14 protein-coding genes and 1 pseudogene are annotated in these 20,817 nt (G+C 71.0%); 11 read left to right on the plus strand and 4 right to left on the minus strand.

Going from position 1 to position 20,817, the window contains the following annotated elements:
- Position 1 precedes the first annotated feature (1 nt).
- The 5 genes from ACRAKF_RS02025 to ACRAKF_RS02045 all read left to right on the plus strand — a co-directional run bounded on the left by ACRAKF_RS02025 (position 2) and on the right by ACRAKF_RS02045 (position 6,937).
- Positions 2-883 (plus strand): carbohydrate ABC transporter permease, encoded by an 882-nt coding sequence (locus tag ACRAKF_RS02025; protein ID WP_447034956.1) that lies wholly within the window; start codon positions 2-4, stop codon positions 881-883.
- A gap of 62 nt (positions 884-945) precedes the next feature.
- Entirely contained in the window at positions 946-2,526 is a 1,581-nt protein-coding gene (locus ACRAKF_RS02030; protein ID WP_447034957.1) for a glycoside hydrolase family 13 protein, read from the plus strand.
- Between the two features lie 147 nt (positions 2,527-2,673).
- On the plus strand, positions 2,674-3,189 hold the full coding sequence (locus tag ACRAKF_RS02035; protein ID WP_447034958.1) for a lytic polysaccharide monooxygenase auxiliary activity family 9 protein: 516 nt from the start codon (positions 2,674-2,676) through the stop codon (positions 3,187-3,189).
- A gap of 169 nt (positions 3,190-3,358) precedes the next feature.
- On the plus strand, positions 3,359-3,760 hold the full coding sequence (locus ACRAKF_RS02040) for a nitroreductase family deazaflavin-dependent oxidoreductase (RefSeq protein ID WP_447034959.1): 402 nt from the start codon (positions 3,359-3,361) through the stop codon (positions 3,758-3,760).
- Positions 3,761-3,865: 105 nt separating this feature from the next.
- Positions 3,866-6,937, plus strand: a complete 3,072-nt coding sequence (locus ACRAKF_RS02045) for an NACHT domain-containing protein (protein WP_447034960.1) — start codon at positions 3,866-3,868, stop codon at positions 6,935-6,937.
- A gap of 14 nt (positions 6,938-6,951) precedes the next feature.
- Here the strand turns inward: ACRAKF_RS02045 and ACRAKF_RS02050 are convergent, their stop codons facing one another.
- Positions 6,952-8,265, minus strand: a complete 1,314-nt coding sequence (locus ACRAKF_RS02050) for a PAS domain S-box protein (protein WP_447034962.1) — start codon at positions 8,263-8,265, stop codon at positions 6,952-6,954.
- Between the two features lie 274 nt (positions 8,266-8,539).
- On the opposite strand from ACRAKF_RS02050, the gene ACRAKF_RS02055 reads away from it, so the two are divergent.
- Genes ACRAKF_RS02055 through ACRAKF_RS02065 form a run of 3 tightly spaced genes read left to right on the plus strand, consistent with a single transcriptional unit; the run spans position 8,540 to position 13,250 of the window.
- Complete coding sequence (locus ACRAKF_RS02055; protein WP_447034963.1) at positions 8,540-9,904, plus strand: ATP-grasp domain-containing protein; 1,365 nt, start codon at positions 8,540-8,542, stop codon at positions 9,902-9,904.
- Complete coding sequence (locus tag ACRAKF_RS02060) at positions 9,901-11,919, plus strand: PEP/pyruvate-binding domain-containing protein (RefSeq protein WP_447034964.1); 2,019 nt, start codon at positions 9,901-9,903, stop codon at positions 11,917-11,919. Before ACRAKF_RS02055 ends, ACRAKF_RS02060 begins: the two co-directional genes overlap by 4 nt.
- Positions 11,916-13,250, plus strand: a complete 1,335-nt coding sequence (locus tag ACRAKF_RS02065) for an MFS transporter (RefSeq protein ID WP_447034965.1) — start codon at positions 11,916-11,918, stop codon at positions 13,248-13,250. The genes ACRAKF_RS02060 and ACRAKF_RS02065 overlap by 4 nt, the downstream gene beginning before the upstream one ends.
- Here ACRAKF_RS02065 and ACRAKF_RS02070 read toward each other — a convergent pair.
- Positions 13,162-13,827, minus strand: coding sequence for a hypothetical protein (locus tag ACRAKF_RS02070; protein ID WP_447034966.1), 666 nt, complete (start codon positions 13,825-13,827; stop codon positions 13,162-13,164). The genes ACRAKF_RS02065 and ACRAKF_RS02070 overlap by 89 nt on opposite strands.
- A 276-nt stretch (positions 13,828-14,103) precedes the next feature.
- Between ACRAKF_RS02070 and ACRAKF_RS02075 the strand changes: the two genes are divergently transcribed.
- The 3 genes and pseudogenes from ACRAKF_RS02075 (at position 14,104) to ACRAKF_RS02085 (ending at position 17,518) form a co-directional block, all read left to right on the plus strand.
- Positions 14,104-15,516, plus strand: coding sequence for a family 2B encapsulin nanocompartment shell protein (locus ACRAKF_RS02075; protein ID WP_447034967.1), 1,413 nt, complete (start codon positions 14,104-14,106; stop codon positions 15,514-15,516).
- A 19-nt stretch (positions 15,517-15,535) separates the two neighbouring features.
- Positions 15,536-16,624, plus strand: a pseudogene (locus ACRAKF_RS02080) (family 2 encapsulin nanocompartment cargo protein terpene cyclase); the annotation flags it as partial.
- Between the two features lie 15 nt (positions 16,625-16,639).
- Positions 16,640-17,518 (plus strand): geranyl diphosphate 2-C-methyltransferase, encoded by an 879-nt coding sequence (locus ACRAKF_RS02085; RefSeq protein ID WP_447034968.1) that lies wholly within the window; start codon positions 16,640-16,642, stop codon positions 17,516-17,518.
- 32 nt (positions 17,519-17,550) lie between these two features.
- On the opposite strand, the gene ACRAKF_RS02090 is transcribed toward ACRAKF_RS02085, so the two are convergent.
- On the minus strand, positions 17,551-17,892 hold the full coding sequence (locus ACRAKF_RS02090) for a VOC family protein (protein WP_447034969.1): 342 nt from the start codon (positions 17,890-17,892) through the stop codon (positions 17,551-17,553).
- 65 nt (positions 17,893-17,957) lie between these two features.
- Positions 17,958-20,816 (minus strand): NHLP bacteriocin export ABC transporter permease/ATPase subunit, encoded by a 2,859-nt coding sequence (locus ACRAKF_RS02095; RefSeq protein WP_447034970.1) that lies wholly within the window; start codon positions 20,814-20,816, stop codon positions 17,958-17,960.
- Position 20,817 lies beyond the last annotated feature (1 nt).

A 20,817-nucleotide genomic window follows, 5' to 3' on the forward strand; every position in this document is an offset into this window, starting at 1 on the left:
GATGTCCGCCTCGATGCGCACCCTCGTCCGCCCCGCCGTCCTGAGGACGCGCAAGGGACGGCTCGTCTACTGGTCGACGCTCACCGTCGCGCTCGTGCTGTTCACGCTGGCCTTCATCGTGCCGCTGTACTGGGCCGCGACCGGCGCCATGAAGTCCTCCACGGAGCTGGCGCAGAACCCGCCCACGTACGTGCCGGAGAGCTGGCACCCCGAGAACTACGCCAAGGCGTGGCGGGAGATGGACCTCGCGGACTACTTCCTGAACACCGTCGTCCTGGCCGGCGGGGCCTGGCTGGTGCAACTGGCGGTACAGGTGCCGGCCGCGTACGCGCTGTCGAAACTGCGCCCGCGGTTCGGCAACGTGGTGCTCGGCGCGATGCTCCTGACCCTGATGATGCCCGCCACCGCCCTGCTGGTGCCGGTCTACCTCACCGTGGTGGACGTCCCGCTGTTCAACCGCAACCTGATCAACAGCCCCAGCGCGGTCTGGCTGCCCGCCGCGGCCAACGCCTTCAACATCTACATCCTGAAGAACTTCTTCGACCGGATACCCGACGAACTCCTCGACGCGGCCAAGGTCGACGGTGCGGGACCGCTGACGACCCTGTGGCGTGTGGTGCTCCCGCTGGCCCGGCCCATCCTCGCGGTGGTCTCCATCCTCTCCATCGTCACGGCCTGGAAGGACTTCCTCTGGCCGCTGCTCGTGCTGCCCGACCCGGCACAGCAACCGCTGAGCGTGTTCCTCCAGCGCGTGGCCCAGGACACCCCGCTGAACAGTCTGGTCGCCGGGCTCGTGATGGCGTCCCTGCCGCTGATCGCGCTGTTCCTGGTCTTCCAGCGCCACATCGTCGCCGGGCTGAGCGCCGGCAGCCTCAAGGGCTGAGCCGCGCTCCTCCCTCTCCCGCCTCTCACGTCCGTACGCGATCCGTACGAAAGGACTCCCCCTTGCCCAGCACGGAGTGGTGGCACAGCGCTGCCATCTATCAGGTGTACGTCCGTTCCTTCGCGGACGGGAACGGTGATGGCACCGGCGACCTGGCCGGTGTCCGGGCCCGGCTGCCCTATCTGGCCGACCTGGGTGTGGACGCCCTGTGGTTCACCCCGTGGTACCTCTCGCCGCTGGCCGACGGCGGCTACGACGTCGCCGACTACCGCACCATCGACCCGGCCTTCGGCAGCCTCCGCGAGGCCGAGGAACTGATCGCGGAGGCCCGGGAGTTCGGTCTGCGCTGCATCGTGGACATCGTGCCGAACCACGTCTCCGACCAGCACGAATGGTTCAAGGCCGCGCTGGCGGCGGGACCCGGCTCCGCCGAGCGGGAGCTGTTCCACTTCCGGCCGTACTCGGCGGAGCCGCCCAACGACTGGGTGGGTGAGTTCGGCGGGGTGCCGTGGTCGCGGACGGAGGACGGCGAGTGGTACCTGCACCTCTTCGCGCCCGAGCAGCCGGACCTCAACTGGAGTCACCCGGCGGTCCGCCGGGAGCACGAGGAGGTGCTGCGCTTCTGGTTCGAGCGCGGCGCGGCCGGTGTGCGCATCGACTCCGCGGCGCTGCTCGCCAAGGCCGACGGGCTGCCCTCGATGGACCCCGCGCGACCGCACCCCTTCCACGACCAGCCCGAGCTGCACGACATCTACCGCTCCTGGCGGCGCATCGCCGATGAGTACGGGGCCGCGCTCATCGGCGAGATCTGGCTCCCGGACGCGGAGCGGTTCGCCCGCTACCTGCGCCCCGACGAGCTGCACACCGCCTTCAACTTCGACTTCCTCTCCCGGCCCTGGGACCCGGCGCGGCTGTGGGAGTCGATCGACCTCACCCTGTCGACCCACGCCCCCGTCGGCGCGCCCGCCACCTGGGTCCTCGCCAACCACGACGTGACCCGCACGGTCACCCGTTACGGGCGGGCCGAGGACACCGGCTTCGCCTTCGAGCGCAAGCGCTTCGGTGTCCCCACCGACCTGACGGTCGGTACCCGCAGGGCCCGGGCCGCCGCCCTGCTCACCCTGGCCCTGCCCGGCTCGCTCTACCTCTACCAGGGCGAGGAGCTGGGGCTGCCGGAGGCGGAGATCCCCCGGGAGCGGATCCAGGACCCGATGTACGCCCGTTCCGGTGGAGTCGACCCGGGCAGGGACGGCTGCCGGGTCCCGCTGCCCTGGAACGGCGCCCCGGAGCGGAGCTGGCTGCCGGTGCCGCGGGGCTGGGCCGCCTACGCCGCCGAGGAGCAGGCGCGCGACCCGGAGTCGATGCTCTGCCTGTACCGCACGGCGCTGCGGCTGCGGCGCTCGTTCGGCGACGCGGGACCGCTGCGCCGGCTGCGCGCCGACGAGCCGGACGTCCTGTCCTTCGCGCGCACCTCCGAGCGGGACAACACCACCTGGATCTGCCTGGTCAACTTCGGGCCCGACGACGTGGCGCTGCCCGCGGAAACCGAACTCCTGCTGGTCAGCGGCCCCCTTTCCGCGCAGGGGCGGTTGCCGCGGGACACGGCGGTCTGGCTGCGCCGCATGGCCGGAAACCACTCTTGACGGGCACCTGCCGAAGTCTATGGTCTGGACTAATCGGCACCCGTGCACATCCGGCCCCACTGCTCGGCCCCCGCACCCCTGCCCCGCTCCACCCGAGCACTTCACGCCGCACACCCCCATGAAGCCACGCCCCGTGAAGGAGTACGCATGGACAAGAAACGGAAGATGGCCGCGGCGATCGGTGCCGGTATGGCACCCGTCCTCGCCCTCACGCTGCCGACGGGTTCGGCGGGCGCCCACGGCTACGTCAACGGTCCCGCGAGCCGTCAGGCGCAGTGCGCCGCGCGCACGGTGGCCTGCGGCGAGATCAAGTACGAACCGCAGAGCGTCGAGGGCCCCAAGGGCCTGCGCAGTTGTAGTGGCGGCAACGCGCGCTTCGCGGAGCTGGACAACGACAGCAAGGGCTGGAAGGTCAGCGACGTCAGCAGGACGCAGACCTTCACCTGGACGTTCACCGCCAGGCACCGCACCGCGAACTACGAGTACTTCGTCGACGGCACGAAGGTCGCCACCATCGACGGCCACAACCAGCAGCCACCGGCGACCGTGTCCCACCAGGTCAACCTCGGCAACTTCACCGGCAGGCACAAGGTCCTCGCGGTGTGGAACATCGGTGACACGTCCAACGCCTTCTACGCCTGCGTCGACGTCAACATCCGCTGAGGTCCCGCCGTCAGCCTGCTGTGCCCCCTCCGTCGTCCTCACCGCGTTAGTCCGGGCGCGCCGACGCGGCCACGCCCTCATGGGAAACCGGCCGGTCGACCGTGAGACTGGGTGGTGCAACGCGCAACGACACCCGCACGACCGCGTGAGGACGCAGAGGAGACGCCAGATGCTGTTCGGCAAAGAGCATGTCAAGCGCTACCAGGAGACCGACGGCGCGGAGGGCCACGATTGGCAGAACACCACGGTACTGATCCTCACCACCATCGGCCGCAAGAGCGGTGAGCAGCGCAGCACTCCCCTGATCTACCGGCCGTACGGCGACGCGGTCCTCGTGGTGGCCTCGAACGGCGGCGCCGACACGCCGCCGCTGTGGTACCTCAACCTCCAGGCGAACCCCGAGGTCCAGGTGCAGATCAAGGGCGACCGCTACACCGCCCGCGCCCGCACCGCGAGCGCGGACGAGAAGCCGGCCATGTGGCGGACCATGGTCGCCACCTGGCCGGCTTACGAGGAGTACCAGACCAAGACCGACCGCTCGATCCCGGTGGTGGTCCTGGAGCGCGTCTGAGCCGGACAGCACCGTCAGGCCCCCCGCGGGTGTGGCTGCCGGGGGCTTGGTCGTGCCAGTCTGGAGTCGGCATGCGGGAGAGCCGGCCCGGAGGGTGCTGCGGGTATGCGCAGGTTGCTTTCGTTCGGTGACGCGATGGTGCTGCTGGGCGGAGACCCCCCTGCCATGGCGGCACTGGACCGTGCGCTCAGCGGCGCGCTCAACCTGGCCACCGGCGGGCTGAGCAGCGGCGTGATGGGCATGTTCGACTCCCGCGCAAGGGTCCTCGGCCTGGGGCGTGACGCGGCGCGCGGCCTGGGCGAGCGGCTGGGGCGTACCGATGGACGGGGCGAGCGAGCCGGTGTCCTGGAGGCGGCCCACACCATCGTCGTCGTGCTCGCCTTCTTCGACGCGCTGGAGAAGGCCGAGCTGCCCTTCTCCTTCGACGCCCTGGAGCTGACCCGGCGCGAGCAGCTCATGCTGGCCGGCGGCGGCACATCCGGTGACGAGGGCTCCGTGTCCGCCGCGGCGCAGGTGGACGCGCCACGCCCCGAGCCCCACCTCCCCCACGAGGACCACATCGCGCAACTGCGCGACTGGTACGGGCACCTGGCATCCCGCGTACACGACTTCCTGCGGGGCCTTGCCGTGTGGGAGCGGCTGGACGAAGCCGCGCGCCGCGAGGCCACCGACATCGTGTGCGCGGCGGTGCCCGAGCGCGCCGTCGAGGAGTACGAGTCGCTGTACGCACGTCTCGCGCTGGCGGCACCGGAGTTCCGCTTCTGGTCCGGCCGGCTGGAGCACCGGGCCACGCGCGCCGAACTGCGCCGCGCCCTGGCGGGCCTTGAGAGGCTCCTGTCGGACACCGCGGCCCTGCAACGGCCTCCGGCGGACATCGCCGACGCCCTGTCGCGTGCTCATCGGTCGGCGCTGTCCCGCGGGGTCCTGGACGCTGAGGTGACGCCCGAGGGAATACACGTGCCTGCGCTGCGCGACGTGTATCTGGACCCCGACTTCCGGGTGCGCGCCGTCGACGGGCAGAGCAGCCCGGCCAACGAGGAGTGGTGGACGCGGTCCCCCGTGCGGCGAGACCTCACCGAGTACCTGGCCGGTGCGCTGACCTCGGAAGGTCTCATGAGCGCTCCGCTGCTGGTTCTCGGCCATCCGGGCGCGGGCAAGTCCGTCCTCGTGCGCATCCTCGCGGCCAGGCTGCCGGCCGCCGGGTTCCTGCCGGTGCGGGTGGCGCTGCGCGACGTGCGAGCGGACGACGAGATCCAGGACCAGATCGAGCAGGCGATCCGCGATGCCACCGGGGAGCAGGTCAGCTGGCCGGAGCTCATGCGGTCGGCGGGCACCGCGCTGCCGGTCCTGCTGTTCGACGGATTCGACGAGCTGCTACAGACCACCGGGGTGCGCCACAACGACTTCCTGCTCCGTGTGGCCCGTTTCCAGGAGCGGGAGCAGGAGCAGGGGCGCCCTGCCCTGGCCGTGGTGACCAGCCGGACAGCGGTCGCCGACCGTGCACGCTACCCACACGGCACGGTCGCGCTCCGCCTTGAGCCGTTCCGTCGGGAACAGATCGAGGTGTGGCTGCACCACTGGAACCTGTCGAACGCCATGAACTTCAGGGCTCTGGGGTTGCCGCCACTCGTCTGGGACGACGTCGGCCCCCTCCGTTCCCTCGCCGAGCAACCGCTGCTCCTCACGATGCTCGCCCTCTACCACGCGGCAGGGAACGACCTGCGCGACGGCGACGAACGCCCCTTGGGGGAGGCCGATCTGTACGAGGCGCTGCTCAGCTCGTTCGCCCGGCGCGAGGTGAGCAAGGACGCCCGTGACGCGATGCCGGACGCGCAGGTGGAAGAGCGCGTCGAGCAGGAGCTGGAGAGGCTCTCGCTCATCGCCTTCGCCATGCTCAACCGTCGGCGCCAGTGGGTCTCGGCAACCGAGCTGGACGAGGACCTGGCGGCCCTTCTCAGGCAGCCCCCGACACGGTTGTCCGGTTTCCGTGCGCCGCTGGGGCAAGCAGAGATCGCGTTGGGCAGGTTCTTCTTCGTCCAGCGCGCGCAGTCGATCAGGGACGGGCAGAAGCTGTCCACCTATGAGTTCCTGCACGCCACGTTCGGTGAGTACCTCGTGGTCCGGTTGGCGGTGCAGATACTCACCGGGCTGCTGGGCCACCGCCCCGTGCTGTCGATGAGCAGCGAACCCGTCAACGACGAGCTGCTGTTCGCCCTGCTGTCCTTCGCGCCCCTCTCCTCCCGGCAGATGCTGCGTTTCGCCCGCGCCAGGGTCGACCGGTTGTCCGCGGACGAGCGGGAGCGTCTGGGGCACCTCGTCATCCGGGTCATGGGAGAGAGGGAGTCACGCGCGGACCAGCCGCACCCGACCTATCTGCCCCGGCAGGTCCGCGTCGCCTCCCGGCACGGCGTCTACAGTGCGAATCTGACCGTGCTGGCCGTACTGCTGACCGGTGGTGCCACCGCCGGCGCGCTCTTTCCCGCCGGGAGTGACCCCGCGGGCGACTGGCACCGGCATGTGCTGTTGTGGCGGTCGTCCTTCGACGAGGAACAGTGGACGGACTTCGCTCTGTCCCTGCGGGTCCGGCGCACGAGGGAAGGCGGGTCCCGTGACCTCCTCGTATCACTCCGGGAAGGTGAGCTGACGTGGCCGGAACCGGTGGACGCGCACTGGCTCTTCCGTGTCCCGAGGCCCGAGGAAGGCATCGTCTGGTACCGCACCTACTGGAACGAGATCTGGCACAAGGCGGACGTCTCAGCCGGGACGAACGACGGAGTGGTGCTGATGGCGTTGCGTCCACTGCTCGAATGGCTGGGCCCTTTGACGACCACGTTCAGCGGCGGTGAGGGCAGGCCGGCGACCTCGGCGGCACATGACCTGCTGCGGTTGTGGCTGGAGGGCGGGACCACGTTGCCCCCGCACGAGATTCCGGTCGTATACCGGCGGATCTGTATGGCCCTGCACTATCTGACACCGGAGGATCCCGTGGCCCAGCGTCTCGGTCCACTGCTGCTCGCCCTGCTGGACCGCGCGTCGTCCCGCCTCTCCGCCCATGACACGCGGTCCATGCTCGCCACCTTGACGAACGCGGCGCCCACCGGGCTGCGCACTCGCCTTCTCCTCCACATCGAGGACTTCTACCCGAACCTCTCCGCCCTCCTGCGGGACGTGGACTGACCTCGGCGCGATTCTCAGACCGTGCTGAGCGGGTGCGCCGCCGTGGCGGAGCGTGGGGGCCAGGCGCGGGGGGCCAGGATGCCGAGGACGTAGGCGCGGGCCACCAGGGCCGGGCGGGTCGCGGCGCCCAGGAGTTGGCGCAGGCGGCCGAGGTGGTAGTCGACCGTCTGGCGGGACAGCTTCAGGGAGGCGGCGATGTCGCCGTTGCTGCTGCCCTCCGCGAGGAGGGAGAGGATGCGGATCTGCGCGGCGGTGAGTGAGGGATGGGCCTCGTGGGCGAGGCTCTGGTGGGTGACGACGGCCCAGACGTGCCGGGCCCGGGAGGACGAGTGGCCGAGCGTCGTCAGGTGGAGCTGCGCGCGCCGGTGCATGCCTCGGGCGTCCACGAGTACCGCTGAGGTCTCCACCCGTCTGGTGCGGCGGGCTATGAGGTGGTGCCACCGGTGGTGCAGCCGGTCGAGGCCGGGCTCGGGGGCCAGCAGGGTGTGCGCCCGGCGGCCCACCAGGTCGTGGACGGTGAGCCGGAACAGTTCGGCGGCCGCCGCGCTCGCCTCGACGACGCGACCGTTCGCCGAGAGCAGTGCGCAGGGCAGGCCGCTGTGGTCGCGCAGCGCTTGCAGGCTCTCCTCGGCCTCCTGCCACTGGAGCGTGGCGCGCAGATGGTCGGTGACGTCCACATAGATTCCGGCGACGCAGGTCCGCGCGTTCTCCCGTACGGGGAAGCGGTGGCCCACCGCCCGGCCCGTGCTGCCGTCCGGCCGCCGGTAGCCGATGGTGTGGCGTACCGGCGTACCGCGGCCGAGTATCTCCTGGTCGAGGGTGCGGAACTGGTCGGCGTCGGCCGGTGCGTCGAAGTCCTCGATGTACTTGCCGGCCATGTCGTCCGGCACGGTGCCGTAGAGGTGCGCGTAGGCGTGGTTCGCCCACAGGTAGCGGCCGTCGCTGTCCCGTATGAAGGCGGCGGCCGGCGCGAGGTCCACGAGGCCGGCGAACGCGGCGTACCTGCGCGGGGCCTCGGCGTGGGCGTCGACCTCCATGGCCAGGCCGCGCGTACGGCTGTGGGTGTGGCTGTGGCTGTCGTGGAGGGGGCGGCTCACGTCTAAGGTGCTGCTCACGTCGAAGGTGCGGCCGTCGAACCGGACCTGCCGGCGGGCCTCGCCCGGCTGATGCTCCGGGAGCTCCTGGCGCAGCCGGTCCAGGAAGCGCCGCGCGGTGTCCGTGTCGGCGAAGGCGCCGCCGCCCCGCTCAAGGACCTGCCACGTCTCGTCCACTTCCCACCAGAACACGGGGAGGTGTTCGAGCAGTGCCTTGAGGCTGGAATCGTCCACGACGGTCTCCGTCCGTATATGACTGACTGACAGCCAGTCACTTTGCGTCGGATATCCGGTCCTGTCGTCACGCATCTCAGGCATTTGCCTGAGTCGCGGGCGTCCCCGACGGCATCACGGGCCTCTGCCGCCTGGTCCCCTTGAGTGAGCGGGTGAACACGCCCCGCCATATGGACCGGGAGATTCCCCCGGGCCCATCACGCATCACGCATCACCCACGTATGACGGCGACCGGTGACAACCGGATGATTGGAGACGAACTTCAGTGAGCAAGGTGCTGTTAGTGCATGCCAAGGGTGGTCCGCCGCTCGGTCACGTCCTGTCCCGGACGGCCGCGAAGGCGGACGTGCACCTGCTGGCCCTCAGCGCTCTTCCTCCCGCCGTGGCCGACTCCGCCCGGAGACTGTGTGCCTCGGTCGTCACACCTGACGACGCGCACCGCTCCGACCTGGTGTCCCTGATCGTCTCGCGGGCGAAGGCCGTCGGCGCGGACGCGGTGCTCACCTTCTCCGAGTACGCGGTCGTGGCCGTCGCCGAGGCCTGCGAGGAGCTGGGCCTCGCCGGAGCCGGCCGCGCCGCCGCGCTCGCCCGTGACAAGCGGCTGATGCGGCGCACCTGGCAGCGGCACGGCCTGCCGCAGCCCGAGTTCCGCCCCGTCGCCACGGAGGAGGACCTGCACGCGGCGGTCCGTACGATGCCAGGTCCGCTGCTCCTCAAGGCGGCCTGGAGCGCGGGCTCCACCGCACACCGGATCATCCGCGCCCCGCACGAGGCGTCCGCCGCCTGGGCCCGCTCGCGTGACGTGATGGCCGAGTCGGCCCAGTTGGGCTACGCGGAGCTGCATGTGGCCGAAGCCGGCGCGGACTTCGTGGTCGAGCGGATCGTGACCGGTACCGCGTCGCACTGGTTCGACGAGCCCGGCTGGGGTGACTACGTCAGTGTCGAGGGCGCCGTGACCGACGGCGTCTTCCGCCCCGTCTGTGTCAGCGGCCGGATGCCCACGGTCGAGCCGTTCACCGAGCGCGCGGGCATCACCCCGGCCCCGCTGGCGCGGGACGCCCAGGACCGGATCGTGGATCTGGCCCGTCGGGCCGTCGATGCCCTCGGCCTGCGCGACTGCGGGACCCACACCGAGATCAAGCTCGGCGCGGACGGCCGGATGTGGCTGATCGAGACGGCCGCCCGGTTCGGCGGCGCGATGACCGTGCCGCAGATCGAGGACGTCTTCGGGCTCGACCTCGTCGGCATGCTCGTCGACCACCTCCTCGGCCGCCCGGTGGAGTGGCCGGAGCAGGCCCTCACCTCCGGCCAGGCGCGCGGCGCGGCGGGCTCCCTCGTCGTCCTCGCGGTCGACGGCGACGGCGAGGCCTGGCGGGACCGCAAGGTCTGGGACTTCCCCGCCGTCTCCGCCGAGGTACCCCTCAGCCGGGGCAGTGACCTGTCGGTGGTCGCGGAGAGTTCACTCGCCGACGGCCAGGTCGTGCCGGTCTACGACCCGGCCGCGGGCGCCAACACCATGGCGGCCATGTGCCTGCTCTCCGCCACCGACGCACGCACCGTGCTCCGCGACTTCGAGACCCTGGTGGACGCCCTGCCCCGGGTGCTGCCCACCGCCCGGCGCGAGGAGGTTCCGGCATGACCGCCCAACCGCTCACCGGCGCCGCCGGACCCGCCACGGACCGTACGGTCATCGGCGAGAACCTCTCCTTGCCGCTCTTCCGCACCCTCTCCGGGGTCCTGGCGGGTCACCCGTACCTGAAGGTCGTCGTCGACCGTGCCGAGAACACCTGGCACCTGCTCGACACCGCCGCGCACCCCTTCCACGTCGACTACGTCGCCACCCGCGTCCTGGGCATGGACCTCGCCGCGCTCGACGCGGAGCTCGACGCGTTCAACGCCTCCGTCTACATGGACCCCGACCGCCGGTTCCTGCTCGGTGTGCTCTCCCTGCACACGGACGAGGACGCGGACGGCCGCGAGCGCACCTTCCTCGTCCTGGAGACGACCGAGGCCGACACCATGCACGGGGAACTGCTGGTGTTCTTCCACGAGTTCGTGCGCGCCCGCGTCGACGCCGGGCTGCCGCTGCTGCTCAAGCCCGCCAACCACGGGCAGGAGGAGTCGCTGGCGGGGATCAGCGAACTGCGCGTGCCCCGCGTCCTGAGCCACGAGCTCTTCGGCACCAGGACCCGGACACCGCTGAACCCGGGCGAGGCCACCGGGCGGCTGTGGTTCTTCCGTACGCAGGAGGAGTACGCGGCGGCGGAGGCCGGGCTCGGCTGGGCGGACATCGTGGCCATGCCGTGCCTGCCGGACGACGTGCCCCGCGTGGCCGGTTTCCTCAACACCGCGCCGATCACCCCGCTCTCCCACACCAACGTCCTCGCCTCTGGCTGGGGCATACCCAACGCCATCGTGCGCGACCTGGAGCAGCTCGTCGAGCGGGACGGCCTCGACGGCGCGTGGGTGCGCTACCGGGTCGCCGAGGACGAGATATCCCTTGAGCGGCTCGACCACGAACCCGCCCTGCGGGCTCCGGCCTGGCACCAGCAGCGCATACGCCTCGAACCGCCGCTGCTCGAAGACACTCCCGTACTGGCCCTGCACCGGCTGCGCGGCACCGACCGCGACCGCTACGGCACCAAGGCGGCCAACCTCGGCGAGCTGCACCACGTGCTCGACAGCCGTACGGCCGACCTCACCGCCTTCTACGGGCGGCCACGGCCGCCGCGCGCGGACCTCTACGGGCACCTCGCCGCCCGCCTCGGCCTGAGTGAACTGAGCCAGGGCGAACTCCGTTCCAAGGCCGCCGAGTTCGTGGCCGGTGCGGTGAGCGCCCCCGAGGGCGTCGCGCTGCCCTTCGCGCTCCAGCAGCGTTTCCTCGCCTCGTCCCCCGTGCTCCAGCAGGGCATCGGCAAGCTGAAGATGGCACTCGAACTCGACGCCACCGACGTCCTGGACTCGCTCTGCCTGCAACTCCAGCACCTGATCCGGCACACGCCCGTGCCCGGGTCGGTCACCCGGCAGATCAACCAGGCCTTCCCCGCCCCCGCGGGAACGCGCGGACGCCTGGTGGTGCGCTCCTCCTCCAACGCCGAGGACCTCCCCGGGTTCTCCGCGGCGGGCGTCTACGACTCCGTCACCACCGTGCACGGCACCGATGAACTCCTGGACGCCGTACGCCAGGTGTGGGCCTCCCTGCTCTCGCCCCGCAGTGTGCGCCTGCGCCACCAGGTCGGCATCTCCCTGGACGACACCTACATGGGCGTCATCGTCCAGGAGTACGTGCCCGCCTCCCTCGGCGGCGTCCTCGTGACCTGCGACCCGACCCGCCGCGAGGACTTCCGCAACGTCTACCTCAACTGCTCCCCCGGCTCACCGGAGCACGTGGTCGACGGCTCGGTCCTGCCGCAGCAGTACCTGTACAACACGGTCGAGGGCGGCGGCCGTACCGTCGCCCTGGGCTCCTGGGGCGACGGGCTCTCCGCCGCCGTCCGCGCCCGGCTCGCCGACCTGTCGCTGACCGGGCGGCTCCTTCAGTCCCACTTCAGCGGGGCCGGCATGTCCGACGTGGACAAGCCGCTGGACATCGAGTGGCTGATGACCGAGCGGGGCGACTTCCGGCTGGTCCAGATCCGCCCCTACGCGCTGTGAGGGCTGCGCGCCCCCGTCGGCCGGGTACGGGCACCGGCCTGACGGACACCGCCCGCCGGATCATCCGGCTGAACTACGGCTTCCAGTTGCTGTTCAACCTGCTGTGGTGGATGCCGGTGTTCTACGCCTACCAGAAGGCCGCCCGGCTCTCGGACGGGCAGATCTTCGGCATCCAGAGCGTCTACTACGTGGCCTTCTGCCTGTTCGAGATCCCGACCGGGCTGATCGCCGACCGGATCGGCACCCGCAACTGCCTGCGGGCCGGGGCGGTGGTCATGACGGCGGCGAACCTGGCCCCGGTGGTCAGCGCCTCGTACACCGGTTTCCTCGTCCACTTCCTGGCCATCGCGGCGGGCCGGTCGCTCACCTCGGGTGCGGCGAGCGCCTATCTGTACGACGGTCTGCGGGCCGAGAAGTGCGATGAGCACTACCTGCGGGCGGAGGGCACCGCCCGGGCTCTCGGCCTGGCGGCGAAGGTCGTGTGCTGGCCGCTGGTCGGGCCGTTGATGACCGTCGCCCACTCGGCCCCGTACCTGCTCAGCGCGGTCAGCGCGGCGGGCTCCCTCGCCTGCGTCGTCGCGTTGCCGCGCCTCGCGGGGGCGGGCGGTGCCGTGGAGAATCCCGTGGAGAAGGCGGGCGGCGGGCGTGGCGCGTTCCTGCGGGACGCCGGCACCGCGCTGCGCTGTGTCGTCTCCTCGCGGTGGCTGGCCCTGGTGATGGTGCAGGGCGTGGCCGTCTTCACGCTCTCCCGGATCTGCCAGGTCAACCTCTTCCAGCCGATCCTGCTGGACCACGGCATCGCCGAGGCCTCGCACGGTGGGGTGATGGCGGCGATGACGGTGGCCGAAGCGGTGGCCTCGGCGCGCCCCCAGTGGCTGAGCCGCCGGCTGCCACCGGTGGCGTGGGTGTCCGTCCTCAGCCTCGCGCTCGCGGGCACCCTGGCGGCCATGACGTTCGGGGGGCCGTGGGCCGTCGTGGCGCTGCTCTGCCTGTTCGCCGCCGCGACCGGCTTCGCGTACCCCGTCCAGCGCAAGCTGGTGAACGACGCGGTGCCCGCGCACGCCCCGCGCGCCACGCTGCTCTCCGTCGAGAGCATCGTGGACCGCGCGGTGTGCGCGCTGGCCGCGATCGCCGTGGGTGCCTATCTCTCGGCCGGGCGTCTGGACGCCCTGCTGTGGCACAGCGCGCTCGCGACGGCGGTGCTGCTCGGCGTCTTCCAACTGCTGTTGCGCAGCGGGGTCGTCAGGCGGGAGAGCGCCGGCCGAGGAGTTCGACCCACCACACCGGAAGGAACACCGGCCGGTGGGGCCGGCCGACCTGGTACGGAATGAAGCCGAGCGAGGAGGCCACGCCGACCTCCTCCGCGGTCTCCGCCTGGTAGACGACCCGGCAGTGGCCCGAGCCGGCCTTCGCGCGCTGCCAGAGGGTGGGGGCCGGTTTGCGCTCGGCCTCGGTGCGCGGAGTGAGGACGCGGTCGCCGAAGTCCCGCCAGGCGAAGGGCGTGGGCCCCTGCCACGTGGCGTCGACCTCCTGCTTCAGCCTGGCGGCGCGCTCGGCGTCGGTCGCGCCCCAGGCGGACGGCACGTTGGTGATCAGGCCGACCTTGATGTGGCGTTCGCGCAGGGCGCGCAGGTAGGCGGCGGCGCCGGGCCGATAGCCGGTGCCGCCGTCCTCGGCGGTGTGCACGAGGGTCTCGCCCAGGTCGAAGTAGACGATGGGGCACGCGCGTTCGCGTGCGGCGACCGACGCCGTTCCCGATGCGCCGCCGCCACTCGCTTCCGCGGGCACGTGCGCGTGCACGGGCACGGGCGCCGCGCTCGCCGTGACGGCGCAGAGCACGGTCGACGCCAGGGCGGCGCCCAGCGCGGCACTCGCACGGGCGGGGCCCTTGAAGGCGGATCTCTGCATGACGTCGTCGCCCTTCCCTCGCGCACACCGGTCCACGGCGCTCTACCCTCGAACCCCACGCGTCACTCGAATCTGGCGCGGTTCGGCGGTCGCACTGTCGAACCGTCGGTCATACCGATAAACCTGATGCGGAGCAAGATCGCTGCATCGTGCTAACAAAGCGGGGTTTTCCGCGAGTTGAGCGTGCTGGCCCTTAGCGTTTCCGTGGATCTGGACGCGTTGCCGGGGATTCCCCCCGCCGATCGTTCGCCACCGTCGCGAAGGAGACCCCATCCGATGACCGTTGAGACCGGCCCGGAGGCGGAGCAGGAGGTGCCCCGGCAGTCGAGCCTCGGCACCGCGGCCGCCCGCAACCTCGCCTCCACGACCAAATCCGCACCGCAGATGCAGGAGATCACCTCCCGGTGGCTGCTGCGGATGCTGCCGTGGGTGGAGACCAAGGGCGGCACCTACCGGGTGAACCGCCGCTTGAGCTACACCGTCGGGGACGGCCGCATCGAGTTCGTCCAGGACGGTGCCGACGTCCGGGTGGTGCCCCAGGAACTGGGCGAACTGGCCCTGCTACGCGGCTTCGAGGACTCCGAGGTGCTGACCGCCCTCGCGGATCGCTGCGTCCAGCGTGACTTCCGCGCCGGGGAGGTGCTGGTCGAGCGCGGCTCCCCGGCCGAGCACATCCACCTGATCGCCCACGGCCGGATCAACCAGACCTCGGTCGGCAAGTACGGCGACGAGACCTCCGTCGCCACCCTCGCCGACGGCGGGAGCTTCGGCGAGAACACCCTCCTCGACGCCGACGCGCGGTGGGACTACACCGCCACGGCCGAGACCGCGGGCACCCTGCTCACCCTGTCCCGCGCCGACTTCTCCGCGGTGGTGTCCTCGGCCCCGGACCTCCAGGTCCACCTGCGGGAGTTCGGCTCGCTGGCGGCCCGGAGGCAGAACCGGCAGGGCGAGGCGGAGATCGCGATGTCCGCGGGCCACACCGGCGAGGCCGAGCTGCCGGGCGCGTTCGTCGACTACGAAGTCCGCCCGCGGGAGTACGAACTCTCCGTGGCACAGACGGTTCTGCGCGTCCACACGCGGGTCGCGGACCTCTACAACGGGCCGATGAACCAGACCGAGGAACAGCTCAGGCTCACCGTCGAGGCGCTGCGCGAGCGCCAGGAGCACGAGCTGGTCAACAACCGGGAGTTCGGCCTGCTGCACAACGCCGACTTCAAGCAGCGCATCCAGCCCCACTCCGGGCCGCCCACCCCCGACGACCTCGACGAACTCCTCTGCCGCCGACGGGGCACGAAGTTCTTCCTCGCCCACCCCAGGACGATCGCGGCGATCGGGCGGGGCTTCACCGCCTGCGGGCTCTACCCGGACAACGTCGACCTCGGCGGGCAGCAGGTCCCGGCCTGGCGCGGCGTCCCGATCCTGCCGTGCAACAAGATCCCCATCACCAGGGAGAACACCAGCTCCATCCTGGCCATGCGTGTCGGCGAGGACAACCAAGGCGTCATCGGACTGCGGCAGACCGGCCTGCCGGACGAATACGAGCCGGGCCTGTCGGTGCGCTTCATGGGCCTCGACGAACAGGCCATCACGTCCTACCTGGTCAGCACCTACTACTCCGCCGCCATCCTGGTGCCCAACGCGCTCGGCGTGCTCGAGAACGTGCAGATCGGGCGCAGCCGCGGCTAGGGGGTTTCTGATGGATCTCACCCTGCAACGAGTCCTGCGCGGCCCCAACGGCCTGGGCACGGCGAGCCTGCGCCCGGGCGGACACGAGGAGGCCCCACGCCTTCCGGAGGCCGAGGCCCCGGTGGAGGAGGGCCGGCCGATTCCCGGTCTGTACCACCACCCGGTGGCGCAGCCCGACCCGGCACGGGTCGAGGAGGTCAGCCGCAGGATCAAGGCGTGGGCGGTGGACGAGGCCCAGGTGTATCCGCCGGAGTGGGAGGAGCAGTTCGACGGCTTCTCCGTGGGCCGTTACATGGTCGCCTGCCATCCGGAGGCGCCCACCATCGACCACCTGATGGTCGCCACACGGCTGATGGTCGCCGAGAACGTGCTCGACGACTGCTACTGCGAGGATCACGGCGGTTCCCCCGTCGGCCTCGGCAGCCGGCTGCTGCTCGCGCACACGGCTCTCGATCCGCTCCACACGAGCGAGGAGTACGAGCCGCGGTGGGCGCAGTCGCTCCAGTCGGACGCGCCGCGGCGGGCCTACCACTCCGCCATGACGTACTTCCTCCGGCAGGCCTCCGCCTCGCAGGCCGACCGGTACCGGCACGACATGGCCCGGCTGCACATGGGCTATCTCGCCGAAGCCGCCTGGGCGCAGGAGGAGCACGTGCCCGAGGTGTGGGAGTACCTGGCGATGCGTCAGTTCAACAACTTCCGCCCCTGCCCCACGATCACCGACACCGTCGACGGCTACGAACTGCCCGCCGACCTGCACGCCCAGCCCGCCATGCAGCGGGTCATCGCGCTGGCCGGCAATGCCACCACCATCGTGAACGACCTGTACTCCTACACCAAGGAACTCGACAGCCCCGGCAAGCACCTCAACCTGCCCGTGGTGATCGCCGAACGCGAGGGTGTCTCCGAACGGGACGCCTACCTGAAGGCGGTCGAGGTCCACAACGACCTCATGCACGCCTTCGAAGGAGAAGCCGCCGACCTGGCGGCCGCCTGCCCCGTCCCGAGTGTGCGGCGCTTCCTGCGAGGGGTGGCCGTGTGGGTCGACGGCAACCACTACTGGCACCGGACCAACACCTATCGATACAGCCTGCCCGACTTCTGGTAAGGAACGGACCTCCACGTGACCAGCATTGAACTCACCACCGGCAATTCCGTCTCCATCCCCGCGCCCGCGTCGCCGTACCAAGGTGACATCGCCCGCTACTGGGACGGGGAGGCCAGGCCCGTGAACCTGCGCCTCGGCGACGTCGACGGCCTTTACCACCACCACTACGGCATCGGCGACGTCGACCACGCCGCCCTCGGCCCGGCGGACGACAGCGGATACGAGAAGAAGCTGATCGCCGAGCTGCACCGGCTGGAGTCGGCGCAGGCCGAAGTGCTCCTGGACCACCTGGGCATCATCCAGGGCCGCGACACGCTCGTGGACGCGGGCTGCGGGCGTGGCGGCTCCATGGTGATGGCCCACCAGCGCTTCGGATGCAAGACCGAGGGGGTCACCCTGTCGGCCAAGCAGGCCGACTTCGCCAACCGGCACGCCCGGGAGCTCGGCATCGCGGACCACGTCCACGCCCGGGTGTGCAACATGCTCGACACGCCCTTCGAAACGGGCCAGGTCGCGGCCTCGTGGAACAACGAGTCGAGCATGTACGTCGATCTGCACGACCTCTTCGCCGAGCACTCCCGCATCCTTACGCCCGGCGGCCGATATGTGACCATCACCGGCTGCTGGAACCCCCGCTACGGCCAGCCCTCGAAGTGGGTCTCACAGATCAACGCGCACTTCGAGTGCAACATCCACTCCCGCCGGGAGTATCTGCGGGCCATGGCCGACAACCGCCTGGTCCCGCAGGCCGTCATCGACCTGACCGAGGCGACCCTGCCGTACTGGGAGCTGCGGGCCACGTCCTCGCTGGTCACCGGCATCGAGGAGGCGTTCATCAACTCGTACAGGGACGGTTCGTTCCAGTACCTGCTGATCGCGGCCGACCGCGTCTGACCCGCCCGGGGCCCGGCCACCGGCGGCGCACGTCAGAGCGGCGCGCCGCCGAAGCCGATCTCGTTTCCGTCCGGGTCCCGGTACACGACCTTGCGCACGCCGTTGGCGTACGTCTCGCGGTTGCAGGGTTCGACGCCCCGGCCGGTGATCCCGGCGACGCGGTCGTCGAGGTCGTCGACGAAGACGGTGTGCAGCGCGTGGCCCGCGCGCCCGGGCCGGTGCTCGATGTACACATAGCGGTGCTCGGCCAGCTCCCACACGGCCTCCGTGTCGTTCGGGACGAACACCGCCGGGGAGCCGAACAGCCGCTCGTACCAGGCAAGGGCCGCTGCGTAGTCGTTGACGGGGATGCCTGCGAAGAGGTCGACGGCCATGACGTCATGATAGACCGAACATCGGTCGAAACCGTCCGATTTGCGCCGTACTGCCGAGGCCGCTCTCAAGCCATCTGCCGGCGCACCAGCTCACGCAGACGACCACCCTCGTCGGCCAGGAGCTGAGCCGGTGCGCCCTGCTCCACCACGCGCCCCTCCGACATCACGATGACCCGGTCCGCGTCCATGACCGTCGTGAGGCGATGGGCGATCACGATGCGGGTGGCGTTCAGGGAGCGGGTGCTGTCGATCACCGTGCGCTGCGTCTCGTTGTCCAGGGCGCTCGTCGCCTCGTCGAAGAAGAGGACGCGGGGGCGGCGGATCAGCGCCTGGGCGATCATCAGGCGCTGGCGCTGGCCGCCGGAGACCGCTCCACCGCCCGAGATCATGGTGTGCAGCCCCATCGGCATGCGTTTGATGTCCTCGGCCAGGCCGGCCATCGCCGCGGCCTCCCACGCCTCTTCCTGCGTGAACGACTCCGCCCCGCAGATGCAGTCCAGGATCGATCCGGTGACGGGCTGCGCGTTCTGTAGGACGACACCGCACTGGCGGCGTACGGCCGACTGGTCGAGGGCGGCCAGGTCCTGGCCGTCGTACAGGACGTTTCCCGAGACCGGCTTGTCGAAGCCGATCAGCAGGCGCAGCAGCGTCGACTTGCCGCAGCCGCTCGGCCCGACGATGGCGACGAACTCGCCCGGGCGGATCGAGAGGGACACGTCGTCCAGGACCAGGGGGCCGTCGTCCGCGTAGCGGAAGGTGAGGCCGCGGGCCTCGATCTCGCCGGTCAGTTCGCCCGGCTGCGTGCTCGCGCCCCGCACCTCCGGCGCCTCGTCGAGGACCGGCTTGATCTGTTCGAACATCGGGAGGACCGACGCCGCCGAGATCAGCGCCCCGGTGAGCTGGGTGACCGACGTGAGGAGCATCGTCACGGCGGTGCTGAAGGTGAGGAACTCCCCCGCGGTCAGACTGCCGCGTGCCGGGCCCGCCAGGAGGATGAACATGACGAGGGTGCAGAGCGGGAGGTAGACCGAGTTCAGGACCGTCGTCACGTTCTTGATGCGGCCTGCCCGCTGTTGCAGCTCCCTGCTCCGTGCGAACTCCCCCGCCCAGGCCGCGTACGCGAAGCTCTCCGCTCCGGCGACGCGGAGCTTGGGCAGGCCGCGCAGGGTCTGGAACGCCTGGTTGTTGAGCTTGTTGGCGAGCACGACCAGGCGGCGCTGCCAGCGCAGTTCCCACAGGCCGAGGGTGAGGAACACCGCCGCGATGACGGCCAGCATGGCCAGGGCGGCCAGCGCGAGGGGGACGCTGTAGACGAGCAGCAGGACGATGTTCATCGCGCCGATCGTGCTCGCCTGGAGCGCGACCGGGCCGATGCCCGAAAGGACCCGGCGGATCGCGCTCACCCCCATCGCCGCGCTCGCCAGTTCGCCGGTGGAGCGGGAGGCGAAGAAGCGGGTGGGCAGCCGCAGCAGGCGGTCCCAGACCGCGGGCTGGAGCGCGCTCTCCATGCGGCCCTCCATCCGCAGGATGGTGAGGTTCTGAAGCAGCATGAAGGCGGCGGAGACGATGCTGGTGATCATCACGGCCATGGAGACCTGGGCGATCGCGCTCTTCTCGCCGTTCGGGACGAACACACCGAGCACCTGGCCCGTCGCGATCGGCACCAGCGCGCCGATCACGACCGTCACCAGACCGGCGATCACGAGGCTGCGTACGTCACCGCCGTTGCCCCGAAGGCTGAAGCGGAACAGCCGCCAGGGCGTCAACCGGTGCTCCGGCAGCGGGCGGTAGAACATCGCCGCCCGCGGCTCGAACTCCTCCGCGTTGGTCTTGTCGACGCGGGTGCGCCGCCCGGAGATGGGGTGCACCGACTCGTAGCCGCCGCGCCGCCACAGCAGCGCGACCGGTGCCCCGCCGGCCGCGCGGCGGCCCACGAGGGGGCCCGCGTTCTCGCGCCACCAGCGCCCGTCGAGCCGGACGACGCGGGTGCGGATGCGCGAGGCCACGGCGATCTGCTCCACCGGGTCGATCCGGTCGCTCACCGCACCACCCTCGGCCGGTCCTGCCAGGGTGATGCCCGCCGCCTCGGCGACCAGCCGGCAGGCCGCGTACGTCGCGTCGTCACCGCCGCGGGCGTCGGGGCGGCGCGCACCGCCCCTGCCCGAGCGGCCGATGGAGGCGATCAGTGTGCGGTCGGCCTGTTCGCGGACCGTCTCGCCCGCCTTGATGCCGGCCGCCGTGCGGTCCTCGTGGGCCCGCTCAAGGCATTCGATCCAGCGGTCGAGTGTGGACAGGAGGCGGTACTGCTGGTTGACCATGCGCTGCCACATGGCCGGGTCCACGAGCAGGTCGCCCGCCGCCTCGGCGCTGTAGGCCGAGCCGTACTGCACGCTGCCCGGTGCGACCGGCATCCAGAGGATGTCGTCGTCGGCCACGACGTCCTCGGCGGTGGTGCGGCCGTCGAGTGGTGCCTCGAACAGGACCCGGTGGCCGCGTCCGATGCCGAGCGCGAAGGCGTGCTCGAGCAGGCTCAGGGCGGCGTCCTGAGTGTCGTACTGGCTGGGGTACTGCTGCTCGTAGGCCCAGGTGTCGCCGTAGTCCGGCCGGTACAGCTCGCGCAGCGGGATGCGGCGCAGCTCACAGCCCTGCAACGGGCGTCCCACCAGGGTGTGCTGCGGGCCTTCGACGGGGCCGAGCAGCAGGGTGCCCGGTTCGAGGCGGCCGAGGAAGTGCCAGTGGCCCTGCTGCGCGGCGTCGACGGCGAACAGGTCGAGGGCGCCGGCCACGACGAGCCAGAGGACCTGCGGGCCCTCCAGGTGCACACTGCGCAGGCCCGTGCAGTCGGCCGGGCTGCCCAGCGCGCCGAAGGCGACGGCGACCGAATCGCCGCCGTAGGGGGTGTACTGCTCCGGTACCGAGGTCACC

This window comes from Streptomyces sp. DSM 118878, from assembly GCF_052936595.1.

Excerpts from the sequence above, each read along its gene's own strand:
- ACRAKF_RS02025 (WP_447034956.1), top strand. The coding sequence starts at position 2 with ATGTCCGCCTCGATGCGCACCCTCGTCCGCCCCGCCGTCCTGAGGACG.
- ACRAKF_RS02035 (WP_447034958.1), top strand. The coding sequence starts at position 2,674 with ATGGACAAGAAACGGAAGATGGCCGCGGCGATCGGTGCCGGTATGGCA.
- ACRAKF_RS02040 (WP_447034959.1), top strand. The coding sequence starts at position 3,359 with ATGCTGTTCGGCAAAGAGCATGTCAAGCGCTACCAGGAGACCGACGGC.
- ACRAKF_RS02045 (WP_447034960.1), top strand. The coding sequence starts at position 3,866 with ATGCGCAGGTTGCTTTCGTTCGGTGACGCGATGGTGCTGCTGGGCGGA.
- ACRAKF_RS02060 (WP_447034964.1), top strand. The coding sequence starts at position 9,901 with ATGACCGCCCAACCGCTCACCGGCGCCGCCGGACCCGCCACGGACCGT.
- ACRAKF_RS02070 (WP_447034966.1), bottom strand. The coding sequence starts at position 13,827 with ATGCAGAGATCCGCCTTCAAGGGCCCCGCCCGTGCGAGTGCCGCGCTG.
- ACRAKF_RS02075 (WP_447034967.1), top strand. The coding sequence starts at position 14,104 with ATGACCGTTGAGACCGGCCCGGAGGCGGAGCAGGAGGTGCCCCGGCAG.
- ACRAKF_RS02090 (WP_447034969.1), bottom strand. The coding sequence starts at position 17,892 with ATGGCCGTCGACCTCTTCGCAGGCATCCCCGTCAACGACTACGCAGCG.